We start from the raw sequence: 18484 nt of genomic DNA, 5'->3' as shown, positions 1-18484 counted from the left end.
ATGCAATTCAATCACAACAGTCGACTAAACGATGACCGCCGTGCTCATATCTCCGCTCGGGGCGGAGTCCCGCCGGCGGCTCCTCCGGCGCGCGGTCGCGGTGAACGGGGCTGCCGTGCACGTGCCAGAAAGAGCCACAGCAGGGCGAGGCCCAGAGCAACGGCCCCGGCGACAACCCAGAGCCACGTCGTCAGGCCCGGCGCCTCGGGCTCTGCGTCCGCACCTGATGTCGACTCGCGTGGTGCCGTCAGCTCGGTGACCGTCATCTCGGCTGTGGTCGAGACAGCACTCGGCACGGTGGTCGTGACAGTCACCGTCCAGTCGCCAGTCGGGATGAACGGCTCGGCGGTGACCCACACTCCCTCGCCTTCCGGCGACGACACCAGCGCCACCGGACCCACCGTGCGCCCGTCTGTCGATGTGGCCGTCGCGACCGGGTCCATGATCTCGTTCACCACATGATCGTCCTCGCCATAATGACCCAACACGGTCAGCCCGCCCGCGCCATCCGATGAAACAGAAAGTTCGTAGGGGCCACCGTGAGCGCTGGCGGGGGTCGCACTGAGAACCAGCCCAACCGCGAGAATGAATGCTGCAACGAGCACGCCGAGGCGGGGCGCTCGTCTGGTGATGGCTGACATGGTGAAGGCCTTTCGATCAGGGTCCTCCCCGGGGCCGACTCGGCCCCGGGGAGAAGCCAGTTTCTGCGCTATTCAGTTATTGCCGGGAACGTTCAGCTCGTGGAGGCACCCGCGCGGCGATGCTTTGAGATCACCACCCCGACGAGTCCGGCGAACAACAGAATGAGCGCGAGCGGAATCAGGCTCTGCCAGCCCTCGGCGCCGGTTTCGGCGAGCGAGCCGGTCGCCGACCCCCCGGCTCCGTTTCCGGATCCGGGGCCATTCCCGGGCCCGTTCCCGCCGCCGTCGCCGGGGCCCGGACCGACCGGAACCGCCGAGACTGTGATCTCCACACTGGAGGCCACGACTGCACCGTTGATCAGCGCTCGGAGGTGGTGTGTGCCCGGACTTACCGTCGCGGGTACCTGAATTGTGCGCGCGAAGCCGCCCTGCTCATTCACCGTAACGGTGGTGACCAGCTGCGGATCCGAGTAGAACCAGATCTCAACGTCGTCTCCGGCCGTGAAGCCGGTGCCGTTCACTCTCACGAGTCCGCCGACGACGAGAGTGGTGTCGTCGACAACAAGCGCTGGGGTGGCCGGCACAGCAGGAGCAGCATCGACCGCGAGCACTCCGGTGTCACCGACGTTGCCAGCGGCGTCGACGCCGCGGTAACTCACCGTCATCGCGGCATCGCTGGCGCTGAAGCCGCCCGAATACACGCGCCATGAGGCGTCGGCCGCATCCGTCGAGAGTCGGTATTCGATGCGAGCAATCGAGCTCGTCTCGTCAGCCGCTTCCAGAGTGATGACCCGTGCATCAGAGAGGGCCGCGGTCGCGGTCGGAACGACAGAGTCGATCTTCACGTCAAACCGCTTCGGCTCCGACCGGTTATCCTCAGAATCCTTCGCACGCAGCCACACTGAATTGGGGCCCTCGGACGAGAGAGTAACGGTGCCGGTCAGCGTCGTGAACACGCTGCCGTCGGTCGAGTATTCAACCGTGACGACCCCATCAACCGTCGACGTTCCCGTCGCCGAGACATCGACTGAGTTCGTATACCACCCGTTCGCACCATTCGGCGTGGCGGGTGACAGCGTGCCCGTCACGGTCAGAACAGTCGCTTCCGGCTCGCCCACTGAAGCAACCTGGAGCGTGGACTCAGACGAGAGGTTGCCCGCCGCATCCTGCGCTCGGTAGGTCACCGTCTGTGCGTTGGCCGTGAGCGGAATCACAGCCGAGTACGCAATCCAGTCGCCTCCATCAGTGCGGTACTCGATCGAAGCCACACCGCTCGTCGCATCCGTCGCCGTGATGGCTACGGTGCGCAACGTTGCGTCGCTCGGATCAACCGTCAGGGTTGCCACCGGCACCGGAGCCAACCTGTCGATCTTGAACGACACCATCTGCGGGTCGGTCGTGGCCCCCTGCGCCGAGGCACGGTACGCGATGGAGTGATCGCCATCGGTCTGAACGATCACCGGGGAGGTGTATTCGAACCAGTTGGCAGCACCATCAAGCTTGTACTCGCGATAGACGGTACCGGTGCCGCCCTCAGCAGCGACAGTCAACGACACAGCGTTCGTGTACCAACCGTTCGTGCCCGTCGGCGCACCAGGCGAGAGAACGCCCGACACGCGAAGGGGAGCGGCGATCACCCGGAAGTGATCGAACTTCGCCGTTGTCGCCTTCGTCTGCTCTGCACCGAGTGCGAACAGACCGACCGAAGCGGCGTTCAAGCCCGAGTTGACGACCGGCGCGTCGAGCACGCTCCAGGTCACGCCGTCTTCACTGAACGAACCAGTGAAGACGGAACCGACCTTGCTCAACCGCAACCAGTAAGTGCCGCCCGTGACCGCCGCCTGCGGCTGCGGCTGCGCAATGACGCCGCCACTCTCGCTGCGCAGTTCGATCACGCGCGTCAGTGCAGCTCCGCCGTTGTTCGACGCCATCGTGGTGAGCTTGACGTAGTTGTCCTCATTCCCATAGAGGATGAGGCCACCCTGGTGATACTTCCGGTCAAACGTTGATGCGTCCACCTTGGTCTCGACAGTCCAGTCCGGTGAAGGCTGCGGCTGCACGACGATGTTCGGCACTGTTGAATTCGAAGCCTCGTAGATATCCGTCGGCGTCGTGTCAATGGCGAGCTGCCCGTCGGCAACGCGGTAGCCCGCGCGGTCTTCGTTCAGCACCGTCCACCGGCATGCGTCGAGGCCAGTGCCGTCGAACTCGTCATTCGGCACCGCCGAACCGGCGGTGTCGTCGGGCGTGATGGTAAACCAGTCGAACTCAGCGTTGATCACGGCAGGCTTCGAACCGGTTCCGGCTGCAGCGAAGAGACCGATTTTGGGGTTTGTGATGCCCGCCAGCTGCTTTGTCTCGGGCATAGCGGTGAAGGCGACACCGTCTTCCGAGTATGCGGCAGTGAGGTTGGTGCCGTCACTTGTCAGACGCAGGTACGCCGTGTCCGGGAAGTCCGGGCTCAGCCTGCCCGTGTTCGAGGCGATACCTTCGTTCGAGTTGCCGGCCTCTTCCCGGATGTACTGGAAGTAGCGCTCGTTCGGTGACTCACCCGCCGCGTTTCTGGCAATGATCACCATCTTTGCGTAGTTGTCATCGTCCCCATAAATCATCAGGCCGGCCTGCTGATAGCCCGCCCGCAGGGGTACGGCGACTTTGGTCGTGGCTTCCCACGCTCCGGCTGGCAGGTCCTGCAACACGATATTTTTGGCCCCGGCGTTGGCAGCTCCGTTGATGTCGGTCTTCGAGACGGGAATCACCAGGTTTCCATCTTTCACGACCAGAGTCTGGTCCCGACGGATGATGGTGTCCCAGCGATCCTCATCAAGAGTCGTGCCCGTGAAGTCGTCCGAACGACCAGCGAAACACCGGGCCGGACCGCCATCGATGACGGTGATTGTCTGCTTCTTCTCCGCGTACGCGCCACGCTCGTCGGTAGCACGAACGGTCAACAGGTAGGTGCCCGGTTCGGTGTAGACGAGTTCGTTGCTGGCCGCGCCGACAATGAAGCCGTCCCCCGTGCCCTGATTCCAGGTGGTGACAATTTTTGCAGAATCACCGTCAGGGTCATGTGAAACCGACGTTGCCACCACCGTGAGGGGTGCACCACCCGAGACCTTGTCGTAGGTCACGGCGAGGTCGGGGCGCACGTTGTCGGTGACGCCCCTGCCGTTGATCGTGAGCCAGTTCACGTTGATCCCACCGCTGAGCAGCACGAAGAACAGGCCGCCTGAGCCGGTCGGTGCATTCGAGGGAATATCGAGCGGGAAGTCACCGTACCTCTGCCAGTCGCCGGTGTTCGGCACCGTGACCTGGCCGAGTTCAGTGCCGGTTGGAGATCCCCACCGAACGGAGAGTTTCGCACCGGCCGCATTCCCTGAGGCCGCGCGCAGGCTGATCGAGTCGACGTTCTTGAGGCTCACTGGCTCGTGTGCCCACCAGTCGTTCGGCTCGACGTAGCCAATGTTGCTGCCACCGCCCTGCACATCGGACGTGCTCTCGACCCGCACTCCGTCATCGCCGGAGCCCGTGCCTCCGATGCGACCGGTTGAGGTGAAGAACTCCGACTGCACGCGCTTCGGCTGCAGCACGCCCAGGGCGTAACCGGTCAGCGGAATGCCGGCCGCCCCGCCGTCATCCGTGTAGCGCGCGTCGATCACCCAGAAGATGTTCGCTTCGGCGCCATGACCATCGTCGCGACTGGTCTGGAGCACGCCCTCGCAGCCCTGAAGGGCTTCCATCGGGTGCGCGTGGGCATCGTGGCCGAGGGCCGGATGCACTGAAACGTTTGCGCAGTCGAATGCGCCGTCGGGGTCGTTCACCGTGACCGAGTAGGCAACCTGATCACCCCACTCAAAGAATCCTCCGTTATCGGGAAAATCGATCGAGACCGAGGGCACCTCGTTGCCGACCACGACAACCACATTGGCGACGGAAATCTGCCCGTCGTCCTCATCGGTGACCGTCAGCTGGGCGGTGTACTGCCCGTTATCCGCGTAGACGTGAGTCGGATTCGCCTCGGTGACAGCCGGGCTCCCGTCGCCGAAACTCCACTCCAGCGTGATCCTGTTGCTTGTCGGGTGGCGCGTTCCTTCAGAACTGAATTTGACGGTGAGCGGAGCTGGACCATTTGTCACATCGGCGGTTGCATGAGCGATCGGCGCCGGGTTTCCACCGTTGTAATTGATTTTGTAGATTCCCGAGTCGGCATTGTTTCCGCCGAAACCCGAACCCCAGTCGATGGCATAGAGCGAACCATCCGGGCCGAAGTCAAAGTCCATCATGCGGTTGAAGCCAGCGGCTGGATCGAAGATGCCGGGCAGAGCTCGGTTGACCTTGAAGATCGTGCTAGATGTGGCTTCGTCAAGTTGGAACGAGTACATCTTGCCCTGGTTCCATTCACCGAACAGAACCTTGCCGTCCCAGTATTCGGGCCACTTCACGTCAGAGTCGAGATTCTCGTCGTAGTGATAAATCGGCCCGCCCATGGGTGCGCCACTGACGCCGATCTCGGTATAGATCGGCGTCGCGCCATTCTCGGTCCACCAGTCGGCGTCGACCATCGGCGGCAGGTTCGTCAGCCCCGTGTTGTTCGGGCTGGTGTTCACGAGCGCCTGGGGATTGAATTTCGGTCCGGAAACTTCGTTGGCGAAGTTGTAGTCGTTGAAGCACTTGATTCCCGCGCAGTACGGCCACCCGTAGTTGCCGGGCTCTTTGATGATGTTCCACTCCACGGTTCCGCCCGGGCCGCGAGAACTGCTCGCGCTGCCCGCGTCGGGGCCAAAGTCGGCAACGAAGAGTGCATTGGTCTTCTCATCGATGCCGATACGGAAGGGATTGCGGAAGCCCATGGCGTAGATCTCGGGCTTCGTCTTATCGGTGCTGTCGGCCGCTTCGTCGAACAAGTTGCCGGCCGGCACGGTGTAGCTGCCGTCCTCGTGCGGCGTGATGCGCAGCACCTTGCCCCGGAGATCATTGGTGTTGGCCGACGTGCGCTGGGCGTCGAAGTCGGAGCGCCCCGGGCGCTCATCGATGGGAGTGAAACCGCTCGACTCGAACGGGTTGGAGTTGTCGCCGGTGACCAGAATGAGGTTGCCCTCGGCGTCGAACACCATGTCTCCGCCGACATGACAGCAGTTATCGCGTTGCACGGGCACCCGAAGAATTGATTTCTCTGTCGAGGGCACGATGGATTTCGTCGCGGGGTCGTAGCTGAACCGCGAGAGCTTGTTGTGCGGTCCGTAGGACTCGACGTTCGCCGGCGACCAATAGACGTACACCCAGTTGTTCGTCGCAAAATCAGGGTCGAGAACCAGTCCTTGTAAGCCATCTTCGTTCGCCGTGAAGACGTTCAGGGTGAGCGCCGTCGACGTGGTGGTGGTCGTGCTGTCGATCCGCATGACACGTCCGTCACGCTCCGCGTAGAACACGTCACCGTTCGGAGCGACATCGAGCATCATCGGGTTGCTTGTGTTGTCGTCCAACGCGACCATGTCGAAGCTGCCCTCGTCGGTGGCGGAACAGTCTGCTGCCAGATCGCCTGAGGCCGTTCGGATGCCGCCGAGCAGGTGCTCGAGGAATTGCGGGTCGGCATAGTTTTCATCGACGTGACCTCCACCGGTGTACCACGACCGACCGCCGTCATAGTTCTGGCACCAGGCGATGGGGTGATCAACGCCCATGGTTCCCCCCGAGTAGCTCTTCTCGTCGACGCTCGCCAAGACATGCACGCTGGTGCGCGGGTTTTCTCGGTAGGCGTACCACTCGTCATAGCGGTCCCAGGTCTGGTCGAGGAAAGCCGTCGAGGGGTGCGCCCGGTCTTCGACTTTGATCGTTGCGTTCTGATTGGCTGGATGGTTTGAGAACTGAGCCCCGACCAGGTCGGCGTACCAGGGCCAGTCATACTCCGTGTCGGCTGCCGCGTGAATGCCGGCGTAGCCTCCGCCGCCTTCAATGTAGTGCTCGAACGCGGCTTGTTGGGTCGCGTCGAGAACGTCGCCGGTCGTCGATAGCCAGATGACGACATCGTATTGGGCGAGATTGGCCTCGGTGAATGCGGTCGCGTCTTCAGTGGAATCAACGTCGAAGCCGTTGTCGACCCCCAGCTGCTTGATTGCCGCGGTCCCTGCCTCGATCGACGTATGGCGGAAGCCGGCGGTCTTCGAGAAGACGAGAGCCTTAAAGGCGGGAGTCACCTCCGGGGCTGCCAGCGGGGCAATCTGATGAGTTGAGGCAGCCGAGAGTGCCGCGGCCGCGGGGGAGGTCCCCGCTACCGCGGGCGTCGCGGCGAATGCACCGGTAGCGACCATGCCGAGGGCTGCTGCGGTCGCGATCAATCGCGTCCTCCAGTGCCGAGAGTGTTGGACAGCAGTGTTCAACGTCTGTGCTCCTTGGATACGGTGCGCCGAGCCGACGCAAGCCGGAATTGCCTGGATAAATTGACACGTTTCATATATGGACGCATCGGCAGGATTGCCGCGACAGCCCTCCTCAATGCTGAGCAGAATCGATCTGAGGGATCGGTTGATCGTATGGCGAGTTCCGTGTGTCGTCAAGCAAAACTTGCGTTGAAGACCACCATAAGCTGACTTGCGGAAGCAATAAGGCGGCGTTGAGACGGGCTGCGTGAGCGGACTGGGTCCGTTTGGCAGCCACGAATACCCCTTCCCCACCCGCCCCCTTGCGCCGGCGCAAGACGCGATATATCGTGAAATCAACACAACGCGATATATCGCGTTATTCAGATTTCAGGATCGTGATGTCGGCATCCACGGATGCCCCGCCAAGGAGAACGCAATGACACTCGAAAAATGGCTGGTCGCCCCCGGCCACAGCAAGATCATTGATGTTGCGCTGGTGCGCCAGCTCAAGGTCAGCCTGATCGCCGGCAAGGTCGACGTCATCGGCCACGATGAACCCGGCGCCCGGGTCGAGGTGCACAGTGTCAGCGGCAAAGACCTCAAGATCCAAATGGATGGCGACACTCTCGAGATCGATCACCCCCAATTGCGCTGGGACAACTTCATCGAAGTGTTCAGCTCGTTCCGCGGCAGCGCCCAGGCCGACGTAAGCATCATGGTGCCGCGGGATGTCGCGCTGAAATTCGGCGTGGTCTCGGCCGACGCCCTCATCTCGGGCCTCGCCAACGACGCCCGTCTCAGCACCGTCTCGGGGGACGTGACGGTCGACGGCTGCACGGGTGGGCTCGAACTCAACGGCGTAAATGGCGAGTTCTCGGTGCGCAACCACACCGGAACCGTCTCGGCGCACACCGTGTCGGGCGAGATCACCGCGAGTGGAAGCATCCGTCGGTTCAGCGTCGACGGCGTCGCCGGCAACGTCTTTCTCGACGTCACGGGAGTGCCAGACCGCATCAGCACCAACACGGTCAGTGGAAATCTCACCGTGCGGCTCGCCGCCGAGGTAGCCGCGCGTTACCGCATCAACACGGTATCCGGCACGATCCAGCTCGACGACCGCACCATTCGCGGCACGCTCGGCAAGGGGTACACCGGCACCGACGGCGACCTGTCGGGCTCGTGGCTCGAACTGAATGCCAACTCGGTCTCCGGTGACATCTCGGTCGTGCGTCGCGCCTCAGAAACGAGCACGGAGGCGTCGGCATGACTCCCCCGGTCTTCTCCCACGGCAGCCTGCGTCTCTACCTGCTCAGCCTTCTCGCCGAGCAGCCCCGACACGGCTACGAGCTGATCCAGGCACTGAGCGAACGATTCGGCGGCACCTACAGCCCGAGCGCCGGCACGATCTACCCCCGACTGGCCAAACTCGAAGAAGACGGACTCGTCACGAAGACGTCAGACGGCCGCAAGACCGTCTACTCCATCACGGAGGCCGGCCGCGCCGAACTGGCGACCCGCCAGGGCGAGCTTGATGCAATCGAGAACGAGGTCACCGATTCGGTGCGTCGCCTCGCCGACGAGGTGCGTTCGGGGGTGAACGCGGCCATGAAGAGCTTGCGGGCCGATCTCGCTTCGGCTGCCCGGCAAGCCGCTTCCGAGTCGAAGCAGCACGGCACTGAGTCGAAGCAGCACGCCGATTCCACCCGTGCCCTGCGCGAAGCCGAGATGGTTCTCACCGAGTTCCGCCAGCAGTTGCGCGCCGATCTGCGCACGGCGGCCGCTCGGTCGCAGGTGCCGCTCGACACCGTGTCCGAGTTGCGCCGCCGTCTCGCCGATGTGCGGGCCGACATCCTGGCGTCGCTCACCTGAGCACGCATGCAATGACCTGCGGCCAGAACGGCACAGAGGGCCCACTTCTCGCTAGTGTCGTGAGAGCAGAATCATCGGCCTGGAGTGATCGACAGTACTAAGTGGAGGCACCGTGTTGAAGTTGGGTTTGAAGGCATCGGCTGAGCAGTTCGCGCCGCGTGAACTCGTTGAGCTGGGGGTGATGGCCGAGGAACACGGCTTCGACAGCGTCACGGTCAGCGACCACTTTCAACCCTGGCGCCACGTCGGCGGGCATGCGCCGTTCTCGATCGCCTGGATGACCGCCGTGGGTGAGCGCACCTCGCGCATTCAGATCGGCACCTCGGTCATGACGCCGACCTTCCGCTACAACCCAGCCGTCATCGCGCAGGCGTTCGCCACGATGGGCTGCCTCTACCCGGGGCGCATCATGCTCGGGGTCGGCACGGGTGAGGCCCTCAACGAGATCGCCACGGGCTTCCAGGGCGAATGGCCCGAGTTCAAGGAGCGGTTTGCGCGCCTGCGCGAGTCCGTCGACCTCATGCGTGAACTCTGGTCGCGGGACCGCGTCGACTTCGACGGCGAGTACTACACGACCAACGGCGCATCGATCTACGACCGCCCCGACGATGGAATCCCCGTCTATATCGCCGCCGGCGGCCCCTTCGTTGCCCGGTATGCCGGACGAAGCGGCGACGGCTTCATCTGCACGTCGGGCAAGGGAATGGAGCTGTATACCGAGAAGCTTCTTCCGGCCGTGGCCGAAGGCGCGGAGCAGGCGGGGCGCAATCTGGCCGACATCGACCGCATGATTGAAATCAAGATCTCCTACGACACCGACCCCGCGCTCGCGCTTGAGAACACCCGATTCTGGGCCCCGCTGTCGTTGACCGCCGAACAGAAACACTCGATCGAAGATCCGATCGAGATGGAGGCAGCAGCCGATGCCCTGCCGATCGAGCAGGTCGCCAAGCGGTGGATCGTGGCGTCAGACCCTGAGGACGCCGTCGCTCAGGTCGCGCAGTACATTGACGCGGGCCTCAACCACCTGGTCTTCCACTCCCCCGGTCACGACCAAAAGCGTTTCCTCGACCTCTTCGAGCGCGACCTCGCGCCGCGCCTGCGCGCGCTCGGCTAGCGGCTGCGAATGCGTTGATCGAGCGAATGCGTTGATCGAGCTTGTCGAGATCTCGTGGCCAGGTCTCGACAAGCTCGACCAACGACGACCAACGACGGCGGGCTCGACCCGCGATGCGGCTACTCGAGACCGAGTGCCGCCCGGCGCTCGGCGGCCTGCTCTGCTGAAGGGTGGTAGATCTGGGTGCGCTCCCCCGAGCGATCGATCTCGTGCAGCGACATGAGTTCGCCACACATCGGGCAAACCGACTGAGCTTGGGCGGCGGCCACCGCTGCCTCCGGTTCGTCCGTGTACGGCCCGAGCGGTGGGGGCCCGATCCACGGGAACAGGGTGCGGTTGAGCCAGGCGGTCATGCGGCCATGCGGACGCCCGGCATCCGGTGTCGGTATAGTTCGTGCCATAACCATTAGTGTACTAAGCTTTTCGACAGGTGCGAGACACGCACGGCTTGCATGGATCGGACAGACCTTGACTGCGGAGACGCCCAATCTGCTCCAGCTCGAAGAGCAGGTCTGCTTCGCCCTGGCCATCGCCTCACGGAGCGTGAACGCCATCTACCGCCCCATTCTCGAGCCGTACGGCCTCACGCATCCGCAATACCTCGTGATGCTCGCCCTCTGGGAACACAGCCCGCGCTCGATCAAAGACCTCGGGAGCGCCATTCAGCTGGAACCAGGCACCCTGTCGCCACTCGTGAAACGTCTCGAAGCGGCCGGCCTCGTTCGCCGCGCCCGAAGCAGCATTGACGAACGGATGCTCGACATCTCGCTGACCGAAACGGGCGTCGCCCTGCGTGCCGAAGCCGAGAGCATTCCGCCGCGAATCATCGACCAGCTCGGCCTGAGTCTCGACGAATTGGCCCTGCTGCGCAGCGCACTGTGGCGAGTCATCGACGCCGCTCAGAGCGCGGCAGGGGAACGGATTCCCGGCTCCGCGACAGCACTTTCATAACGCTTCATCTGTCATTGCCCCGTTCGGCTTGACTGGGGGTGTAGGGAGAGTAGTGTCGTCCCTCGTGACAAATCAGGTCGATCCCCCGCCGATAGAAAGTCGATCTCCTAAGCGGTGGATCATCGGCGACCCCCTCCCGAGCGAACATCTGGAGGGTCAACTTCTCAGCAAGCGGCTTGCGCTGCCCATTTTCGCGAGTGATGCGCTGTCGAGCGTTGCCTACGCGCCACAGGAGCTCCTGCTCATTCTGACGCTCGGCGGGCTGGCTTTTCTCAGCTTCGCGCCGTGGATTGCCGCCGCGGTCGTCGTGCTCATGCTCACCGTCGTACTGTCGTACCGGCAGCTGGTCAAGGCCTACCCGTCAGGCGGTGGCGACTACGAAGTCGCCTCGAAGAACCTGGGCGAAAAGGCCGGCTTGATCGTCGCATCCGCCCTGCTCGTCGACTATGTGATGACCGTCGTGGTCTCGGTCGCGAGCGGTGTTGACAACATCATCTCCGCATTCCCCGTGTTGGCCTCACTGCGGGTGGAACTCGCGGTCTTCTTCGTGATCGCGTTGGCCGCAGCGAACCTGCGCGGTGTGCGCGAAGCGAGCACGGCGTTCGCCATCCCCACCTATCTCTTCATCGCCAGCGCAATGCTCCTCGTGATCGTCGGCGTGGTGCGCATCGCTCTCGGCGATCCCCCGGTTGCCGAATCCGCCGCATTCACAGTGCAGGGTCAGAGTCTCGCGCAGTCGGCGTTCATCTTGCTTTTGCTGCGTTCGTTCGCGAGCGGATGCAGCGCCCTGACCGGTGTCGAGGCGATCGCCAACGGTGTTCCCGCGTTCAAGCGGCCCAAGATTGCCAATGCGCAAAAGACTCTGGTGCTGATGGGCAGCATCGCGATCGTGCTCTTCATCGGGCTCATCACGCTCGCGCTCGTCGCGAAGGTGCATTACGTCGAGAACCCCTGTGACCTGATCGGCTGGACGGAGTGCGCATCCTCTCCCCAACGCAGCCTGATCGCCCAGCTCGCTGCGGCCACTTTTGGCAACAACACGATCCTGTTCTACGTGCTGCAGGCGGCCACGGCGGCGGTGCTGCTGCTGGCGGCCAACACCGCGTTCAACGGGTTCCCCCTGCTCGGCTCGGTTCTGGCAAAGGACTCCTACGCACCCAAGTCGCTCAGCACCCGTGGCGACCGTCTGATCTATTCCAACGGCGTGCTGCTGCTGGCTTTTGCCGCCAGCGCCATCCTGATCGTCTACCAGGCCAACCTGACGCTGCTGATCCAGCTGTACATCATCGGCGTCTTTGTATCGTTTACGCTCGGCCAGACCGGCATGGTGCGGCATTGGCTCACGCTTCTGAAAACGAATCCGCCGAACCGTGGCGCGATCATTCGCAGTCTCTCCATCAACGGCTTCGGTGCGATTCTCACCGGCGTCGTGCTCATCGTCGTCACGATCACCAAGTTCACGCACGGAGCCTGGCTCGTCTTCCTTCTCATGCCGATCCTGTTCCTGCTCATGTTGGGCGTGAACCGCTACTACCGTGACGTGGCCACCGAAATTCAAGTCGATCCGGTGACCACGTTCGGCGCGAATGGTGACCACGCCATCGTTCTCGTCGGCAAGATGCAGAAGCCCGTTTTGAAGGCGCTCGATTACGCGATTGCCGCGCGCCACGATTCGCTCGAGGCCATCCATGTGTCGATCGACGATGACGAGACCAAACAGCTCAAGCACGACTGGATCGCGCAGAACATTCAGGTGCGCTTGCGCATCGTGCAGTCGCCGTACCGCGACATCAGCTGGCCGCTGATCAACTACGTCAAGGAGCATCGCGCCGCCCACGGCTCCGAGGTGATCACGGTGTACACGCCCATCTATATCGTCGGGCACTGGTGGGAGAACCTGCTGCACAACCACAAGGCCCGGCGCATTCGTCAGAAGCTGATGCTCGTGCACGGAGTCACGATTGCGCTCGTTCCGTGGCTGCTTGACTCGTCGGAACTGATCTACGGGCGTCGATCACGGCCGATTCCCGGGGAATCGCGGCGCGGCGAGCCCGTGCGTCCGCGTCCCATCCAACGCAAGCCACTCACACCGGCGGCCAAGGCAGCCGAGGCGGCCGCAGCTGCAGCCGCCAAGAAGAACCCGGCACTGATCGGTGGCCCACCCCCGCGGTCCCGCCCGGCGGCGTCCCGCAGGCGCAAACGGAAGTAGGGGCCGCGGGACTCACGGGACCGCTCAACCCCACCGCCGATCGACCTCGTCGAGATCACGCACGCCCACCTCCGGACTGAGTCGCAGGGTCTCGACACGCTCGACCAACGGTAGCGACAGGGTCTCGACAGGCTCGACCAACGGGGCTGCTCGAACGCCCGGGACCGCCCGACCCCACCGCCGATCGAGCTCGTCGAGATCACGCACGCCCACCCCCGGACTGAGTCGCAGGGTCTCGACACGCTCGACCAACGGTGACGACGAGGTCTCGACAGGCTCGACCAACGGGGCCGCTCGAACGCCCGGGACCGCTCGACCCCACCGCCGATCGAGCTCGTCGAGATCACGCACGCCCACCTCCGGACTGAGTCGCAGGGTCTCGACAGGCTCGACCAACGGGGTCGGGGTCGCTCGACCAACGGGGCAGCTCGACCAGCGGGAACGGGGACTGCCGACCAACGGGGCTGCTAGAGCAACGCCATGACCTGACGGGCAATCATGCGGCCCGCCCGATTTGCGCCGACGGTACTGGCCTGCGGTCCATAACCGGCCAAAAAGATGCGCGGGTCGGTCCAGGATGCCCCGGCACCGACCGTCAGTCCGCCGGCCTTCTCACGCAGCTTGAGTGGAGCCAGGTGCCGCAATTCCGCGCGAAAACCCGAGGCCCAGATGATCGTGTCGACGGCGGTGAAACTGCCGTCATCCCACCGCACGCCGTCAGGCTCGATCGCCGCAAACATCGGCCGGGCCACGAGAAGCCCCCGCTCGATTCCCGCTGAGATCCGTCGGCTGACCGGCACTCCGGTGCCGCTGACGATGCTCGGCAAGGCCCGTCCGCTGCGCGCCGCCTCATCTTGCGCCGCCACGGCGGCCGATGCCCCCTCCAGGTCGAGTTCTTCGCCGTGCACCCAGTCGATCGGGCGCCGGGCCGCCCACACGAGTTCAGCCGCGACACCCTCGAGCTCGAGCAGAAATCCGATGGCCGAGGTTCCGCCGCCGACCACCAGAACCCGTTGACCCCTGAACTCTTCCGCCGAGCTGAACCCCGCGGTGTGCACCTGCCGCCCCGCAAAGGTATGCGCTCCCGGGTAGTAGGGAATGAACGGAGCACCCCAGGTTCCGGTGGCGTTGACCAGCAGCTGGGCGACGGTTTCGCGTTCCTCGGCAGGCTCCCCGGCCCGACCAGGTCGGCTCGATGTCACGACGAGGTCTGCGCTGCGGTTGAACACGCGCAACACGGTCTCAGGCCGATGCACATTCAATTCGAAGTGTTCTTCATACCGGCTGTAGTAATCGGCGACGATGTCACGGGCCGCCCGGGCGCGGTCTGCTGTCGCGAAGCTCAGCCCCAGTTCGGCCAGACCCGGGAGGTCGTTCACCCGGTGAGCGGTGCCAAGCCGCAGGGATTCCCACCGATGTTGCCAGGCGCCGCCGGCATCCGGCCCGCGGTCAAGAATGACGAAATCGCGGCCCGCAACCAACTCGAACCGGCGCAAATAGTAAGCAACAGAGAGTCCGGCCTGTCCGGCACCGATGATGACAACGGGCACGGTTTCGCTACTCGTCACCGTTTCGCCTCCTGTATTTTCGATCGGGAACCGCAGCGGCAGCGCGCGCGGCCCATCATGCTAAACTAGCGGTTAGTTTTCATACAATCCGTTCGGTAAATCCCAAGTGGCTTTGGCAGACTTGGCCTGGCATCGTAAGGGGGTCTCGCATGGGGCGCGGCCGTCAAAAAGCAAAGCACACCAAGGTGGCTCGCGAGCTGAAGTATTTCAGCCCGGACACCAACTACAACGCGCTCGAGCGCGAACTCACCGGGCATCCTGCCGCTGACCCGCGGCTCGACGAAGATCTGGCCAAATGGCCGGAGTATGAGCCGACCGAGTCCTCGGACTACGTCGACCACTACGCTCCTGAAGACGAGCAAAAGCGCGCCTGACCGGCGACGATCACCATTCACGCCGAGTATCGCTGCTCACACAGCGGCGCTCGGCGTTATTGGTGATTCTGGGTGCCCGCGCTTTCTCTCCGGCACGGATGCCGCGGTGCCAGTGGCCCGCGGCATCCGTCTGAGTGCGGTGAGCTCCGACTGGGTTCCGTGAGTTCCGGCTGCGTTCGATTAGCTCAGGTAAGAACCGGTGAGGCGCACCGCGCCGCCGTTGACGCCCTTGGCGCCCTGCTCGAACCCGGCAAAGTCGCGGGTCTCGGTCGACACACGGCCGGCGACCCAGGACGGGATGCCGTCGGCCTCAAGCCGCGCGATCACGGCGGGGGCGGCATCCGCGGCGACCACGGCGAACATGCCGATGCCGAGATTCCAGGTGCCTTCCGAGCTTTCCAGCGTCGACCCGGCCATGTCGCTGAGCACGCGGAAGACACCGGGCGGCGACCAGGTGGAACGCTCGACCTCTACCCAGGAGCCAAGCGGCAGCACGCGAGCCAGGTTGGCAGCGATGCCACCGCCGGTCACGTGGCTGAGCGAGTGCACCGCACCGGCCAGGCTCGGATCGGTGAGGATGCCAAGCAGCGGTGCCGTGTAGAGGCGGGTGGGCACGAGCAGCGCTTCGCCGACGTTGCCGCCGAGTTCCGCCGACGTGTCGGTGAAGGCAATACCGCGCTGGGCCAGAATGTGGCGCACGAGCGAGTAGCCGTTGGAGTGCAGGCCCGACGAAGCCATTGCGATGACGACATCACCGTGCCGCACGCGCTCGGCGCCGAGCACCTGTTCGGCCTCGACCACGCCGGTGGCCGCACCGGCCACGTCATAGTCGTCGGGGCCGAGCAGCCCCGGGTGTTCCGCGGTCTCTCCGCCGACGAGGGCGGTGCCTGTGGCTGCACAGGCCGTGGCGATGCCGGCCACGATCGAGGCGATGCGCTCGGGAACGACTTTGCCACAGGCGATGTAATCAGTCATGAACAGCGGGCGAGCGCCCACCACGATGATGTCGTCGACGACCATGCCGACCAGATCTTGGCCGATGGTGTCGTGCTTGTCGATGGCTTGGGCGATTGCGACCTTTGTGCCGACGCCGTCGGTGGAGGTCGCCAGCAAGGGACGCTTGAACGCAGTCAGGAACGACACGTCGTAGAGGCCGGCGAAACCGCCGAAGCCGCCCTGCACCTCGGGTCCGTGTGTGCGGCTGACCGCCGCCTTCATCAATTCGACGGCGAGGTCACCGGCCGTGGTGTCGACTCCGGCTGCGGCGTATGAAGCGTTGCTCATTCTTGTCTTCCTGGGTCTCCGAGGGGAAGCGATACGGGATGCGCGGCATCCGTTCGCTCGGGGGCTGCAGTTGGCTCCGACTCGAGCGTGGATTCGAACTCGGCGTCGGGGCCGGGGTCGCATCCGTTCGATGCCGGTTGACGTTCGAGGAGGTTCTTGCCGAGGTGCTGCGAGTCGGGCAGCGGAATCGGGTACACACCCGTGAAGCAGGCGGTGCACAGGCGCTCGCGCGGCTGGTGGGTCGAGGCGATCATGCCGTCTTCGGAGAGGTACCCGAGAGAATCGGCACCGATCGACTGGCGCACCTCGTCGACGCCGAGGCCGGTGGCGATTAGTTCGGCGCGGGTGGCGAAGTCGATCCCGTAAAAACAGGGCCAGGTGATGGGCGGGCTCGAGATCCGCACGTGCACCTCGGCGGCGCCGGCCTCACGCAACATGCTGACGAGGGCGCGCTGCGTGTTGCCGCGCACAATCGAGTCGTCGACGACGATCAGACGCTTGCCCTTGATGACCTCTTTGAGCGGGTTCAGCTTGAGCTTGATGCCGCGCTGGCGAATGGTCTGCGAGGGCTGAATGAACGTACGTCCGACGTAGGAGTTCTTGACCAGGCCCTGTCCGAAAGGGATCCCGGAGGCCTGCGCGTAACCGATCGCCGCTGGCGTTCCCGACTCGGGGGTCGGAATGACGAGATCGGCTTCGACCGGATGCTCGGCGGCGAGCTTGCGGCCCATCTCGACGCGGGCTTCGTGCACGCCTCGTCCGGCAATGGTGGTGTCTGGCCGGGCCAGATAGACGTATTCGAACACGCAACCCTTGGGGTCGGGCTGAGCGAAACGCTGGGTGCGCAGGCCATCCTCGTCGATCGTGACGAGCTCACCCGGTTCGACCTCGCGCACGAAGCTCGCGCCGACGATGTCGAGGGCGGCGGTTTCGGAGGCGACGACCCAGCCCCGGTCCAGGCGGCCGAGAACGAGTGGGCGCACGCCCTGGGGATCGCGGGCGGCATAGAGCGTGGTCTCGTCCATGAAGACGAGGCAGAAGGCGCCGCGCAGGCGCGGCAGCACCTCAAGGGCCGTCTGTTCGAGCGTGTGCGCGGTGTCACCGGTGAGCAACGCAGTGACCACGGCGGTATCGGTGGTGTTGCCACGGCGCAACTCACCGTCGGCCTCGGGGTACCGGTCGTGCACGAGTTGCATCAGCTCGGCCGTGTTGGTGAGGTTGCCGTTGTGGCCGAGCGCAACAGTTCCGTTCGCGGTGCTCCCGAGCGTCGGCTGCGCATTCTGCCAGCTCGACGACCCTGTCGTGGAGTAGCGCGTGTGGCCCACGGCGATGTGGCCGAGCAGAGTGCTGAGCGCGGCCTCATTGAAGACCTGCGACACCAGGCCCATGTCTTTGTAGATGAGGATCTTGCTGCCATCGCTCGTGGCGATTCCGGCAGATTCCTGTCCGCGGTGCTGCAGTGCGTAGAGACCGAAGTAGCTGAGCTTGGCTACCTCCTCGCCCGGAGCCCAGACGCCGAAAACGCCGCAGGCATCCTGGGGCCCCTTCTCCCCGTGCAGAAGATCATGACTGAGAAGTCCATCGCCACCGGGCACGCCGCAGCCCCTTTACTCTGAATTTTCGTTGGACGAGTGGGTGCCTGTGACGACATCCGTAGCCGAGTCGGCCGGTGATTCTTTCGCGGCCAGTCTATCGACGCCGACGGTGCGCGATCGAATGAGACGGTCGATGACCAGCGCGACGAGTGAACCAATGGCCACACCGAATGCGACACCAGCCAGAAGCAGGAAACCGAAGACCTGGGCCTTGCCGAAGTCGGGGTTGTCGGGGAAAGCCACCGTGAGAATGAGGGCGAGGACCGCGCCGAGGATGGCGCCCAGAATCATGAAGTTGACGTAGCGCGGGGAACGGTGCACCACCACTGTGGTGTGGGAGATCACCGTTTCGTCGGCGGATTGCGCCGAATTCACTGGCTGATCGGGACGGTCGGTCGGTGCTGGCTGTTCTGCAGAACTCACTCCTCTATTGTCGCATGCGTGCACGCGAGGATTCTCGCAATCCTTAACGCGCGAGATCGGAGTCGTTGTCGTTATGAGGCATTCATAACGACAA

At 64.0% G+C, this 18484-nt stretch carries 14 protein-coding genes; 6 read left to right on the top strand and 8 right to left on the bottom strand.

Translation table 11 applies throughout. The features are described from left to right. Positions 1–44: 44 nt before the first annotated feature. Together HNR05_RS15435 and HNR05_RS15430 are read right to left on the bottom strand one after the other, a co-directional pair. Positions 45–641 carry a hypothetical protein gene (locus tag HNR05_RS15435; protein WP_179579944.1) on the bottom strand — a complete coding sequence of 199 codons (597 nt, stop codon included), beginning with the start codon at positions 639–641 and terminating at the stop codon, positions 45–47. Positions 642–733: 92 nt separating this feature from the next. Continuing rightward, positions 734–6976: a ThuA domain-containing protein gene (locus HNR05_RS15430; protein ID WP_246318422.1), complete on the bottom strand. Its 6243-nt coding sequence runs from the start codon at positions 6974–6976 to the stop codon at positions 734–736. 460 nt (positions 6977–7436) lie between these two features. On the opposite strand from HNR05_RS15430, the gene HNR05_RS15425 reads away from it, so the two are divergent. From HNR05_RS15425 to fgd, 3 genes are all read left to right on the top strand, one after another. Then, positions 7437–8267, top strand: a complete 831-nt coding sequence (locus HNR05_RS15425) for a DUF4097 family beta strand repeat-containing protein (RefSeq protein ID WP_179579943.1) — start codon at positions 7437–7439, stop codon at positions 8265–8267. Continuing rightward, complete coding sequence (locus HNR05_RS15420; RefSeq protein WP_179579942.1) at positions 8264–8869, top strand: PadR family transcriptional regulator; 606 nt, start codon at positions 8264–8266, stop codon at positions 8867–8869. Before HNR05_RS15425 ends, HNR05_RS15420 begins: the two co-directional genes overlap by 4 nt. A 112-nt stretch (positions 8870–8981) precedes the next feature. Next, positions 8982–9986 (top strand): glucose-6-phosphate dehydrogenase (coenzyme-F420), encoded by a 1005-nt coding sequence (fgd, locus tag HNR05_RS15415; RefSeq protein WP_179579941.1) that lies wholly within the window; start codon positions 8982–8984, stop codon positions 9984–9986. 119 nt (positions 9987–10105) lie between these two features. Here the strand turns inward: fgd and HNR05_RS15410 are convergent, their stop codons facing one another. Then, complete coding sequence (locus HNR05_RS15410) at positions 10106–10387, bottom strand: hypothetical protein (protein ID WP_179577143.1); 282 nt, start codon at positions 10385–10387, stop codon at positions 10106–10108. A gap of 67 nt (positions 10388–10454) precedes the next feature. On the opposite strand from HNR05_RS15410, the gene HNR05_RS15405 reads away from it, so the two are divergent. Beyond that, a complete protein-coding gene (locus tag HNR05_RS15405; RefSeq protein ID WP_246318421.1) occupies positions 10455–10937 on the top strand; it encodes a MarR family winged helix-turn-helix transcriptional regulator in 483 nt (160 codons plus the stop codon). A 64-nt stretch (positions 10938–11001) separates the two neighbouring features. Continuing rightward, complete coding sequence (locus tag HNR05_RS15400; protein ID WP_343062628.1) at positions 11002–13146, top strand: APC family permease; 2145 nt, start codon at positions 11002–11004, stop codon at positions 13144–13146. Between the two features lie 24 nt (positions 13147–13170). Here HNR05_RS15400 and HNR05_RS15395 read toward each other — a convergent pair whose 3' ends face one another. Both HNR05_RS15395 and HNR05_RS15390 read right to left on the bottom strand, forming a co-directional pair. Then, positions 13171–13497: a hypothetical protein gene (locus HNR05_RS15395; protein ID WP_179579939.1), complete on the bottom strand. Its 327-nt coding sequence runs from the start codon at positions 13495–13497 to the stop codon at positions 13171–13173. A 116-nt stretch (positions 13498–13613) separates the two neighbouring features. Further along, the gene (locus HNR05_RS15390; protein WP_343062627.1) at positions 13614–14714 is read right to left on the bottom strand and encodes an FAD-dependent oxidoreductase; all 1101 of its coding nucleotides are present in this window, start codon (positions 14712–14714) and stop codon (positions 13614–13616) included. Between the two features lie 149 nt (positions 14715–14863). On the opposite strand from HNR05_RS15390, the gene HNR05_RS15385 reads away from it, so the two are divergent. Further along, on the top strand, positions 14864–15088 hold the full coding sequence (locus HNR05_RS15385) for a DUF3073 domain-containing protein (RefSeq protein ID WP_179579938.1): 225 nt from the start codon (positions 14864–14866) through the stop codon (positions 15086–15088). Positions 15089–15268: 180 nt separating this feature from the next. Here HNR05_RS15385 and purM read toward each other — a convergent pair whose 3' ends face one another. Genes purM through HNR05_RS15370 form a run of 3 tightly spaced genes read right to left on the bottom strand, consistent with a single transcriptional unit; the run spans position 15269 to position 18390 of the window. Then, positions 15269–16372 (bottom strand): phosphoribosylformylglycinamidine cyclo-ligase, encoded by a 1104-nt coding sequence (purM, locus tag HNR05_RS15380; RefSeq protein ID WP_179579937.1) that lies wholly within the window; start codon positions 16370–16372, stop codon positions 15269–15271. Then, positions 16369–17967 carry an amidophosphoribosyltransferase gene (gene purF, locus HNR05_RS15375; protein WP_343062626.1) on the bottom strand — a complete coding sequence of 533 codons (1599 nt, stop codon included), beginning with the start codon at positions 17965–17967 and terminating at the stop codon, positions 16369–16371. Before purF ends, purM begins: the two co-directional genes overlap by 4 nt. 12 nt (positions 17968–17979) lie before the next feature. Continuing rightward, entirely contained in the window at positions 17980–18390 is a 411-nt protein-coding gene (locus HNR05_RS15370; RefSeq protein ID WP_179579936.1) for a hypothetical protein, read from the bottom strand. Positions 18391–18484: the final 94 nt, after the last annotated feature.

Origin of the sequence: Leifsonia psychrotolerans, from assembly GCF_013410665.1 — a bacterium.
GTDB lineage: Bacteria > Actinomycetota > Actinomycetes > Actinomycetales > Microbacteriaceae > Cryobacterium > Cryobacterium psychrotolerans_A.
This window is presented reverse-complemented; position numbering and strand designations above follow the sequence as displayed.

Coding starts and splice junctions, on each gene's coding strand:
- HNR05_RS15435 (WP_179579944.1), bottom strand. CDS start 641: ATGTCAGCCATCACCAGACGAGCGCCCCGCCTCGGCGTGCTCGTTGCA.
- HNR05_RS15425 (WP_179579943.1), top strand. CDS start 7,437: ATGACACTCGAAAAATGGCTGGTCGCCCCCGGCCACAGCAAGATCATT.
- HNR05_RS15420 (WP_179579942.1), top strand. CDS start 8,264: ATGACTCCCCCGGTCTTCTCCCACGGCAGCCTGCGTCTCTACCTGCTC.
- HNR05_RS15410 (WP_179577143.1), bottom strand. CDS start 10,387: ATGGCACGAACTATACCGACACCGGATGCCGGGCGTCCGCATGGCCGC.
- HNR05_RS15385 (WP_179579938.1), top strand. CDS start 14,864: ATGGGGCGCGGCCGTCAAAAAGCAAAGCACACCAAGGTGGCTCGCGAG.
- purM (WP_179579937.1), bottom strand. CDS start 16,372: ATGAGCAACGCTTCATACGCCGCAGCCGGAGTCGACACCACGGCCGGT.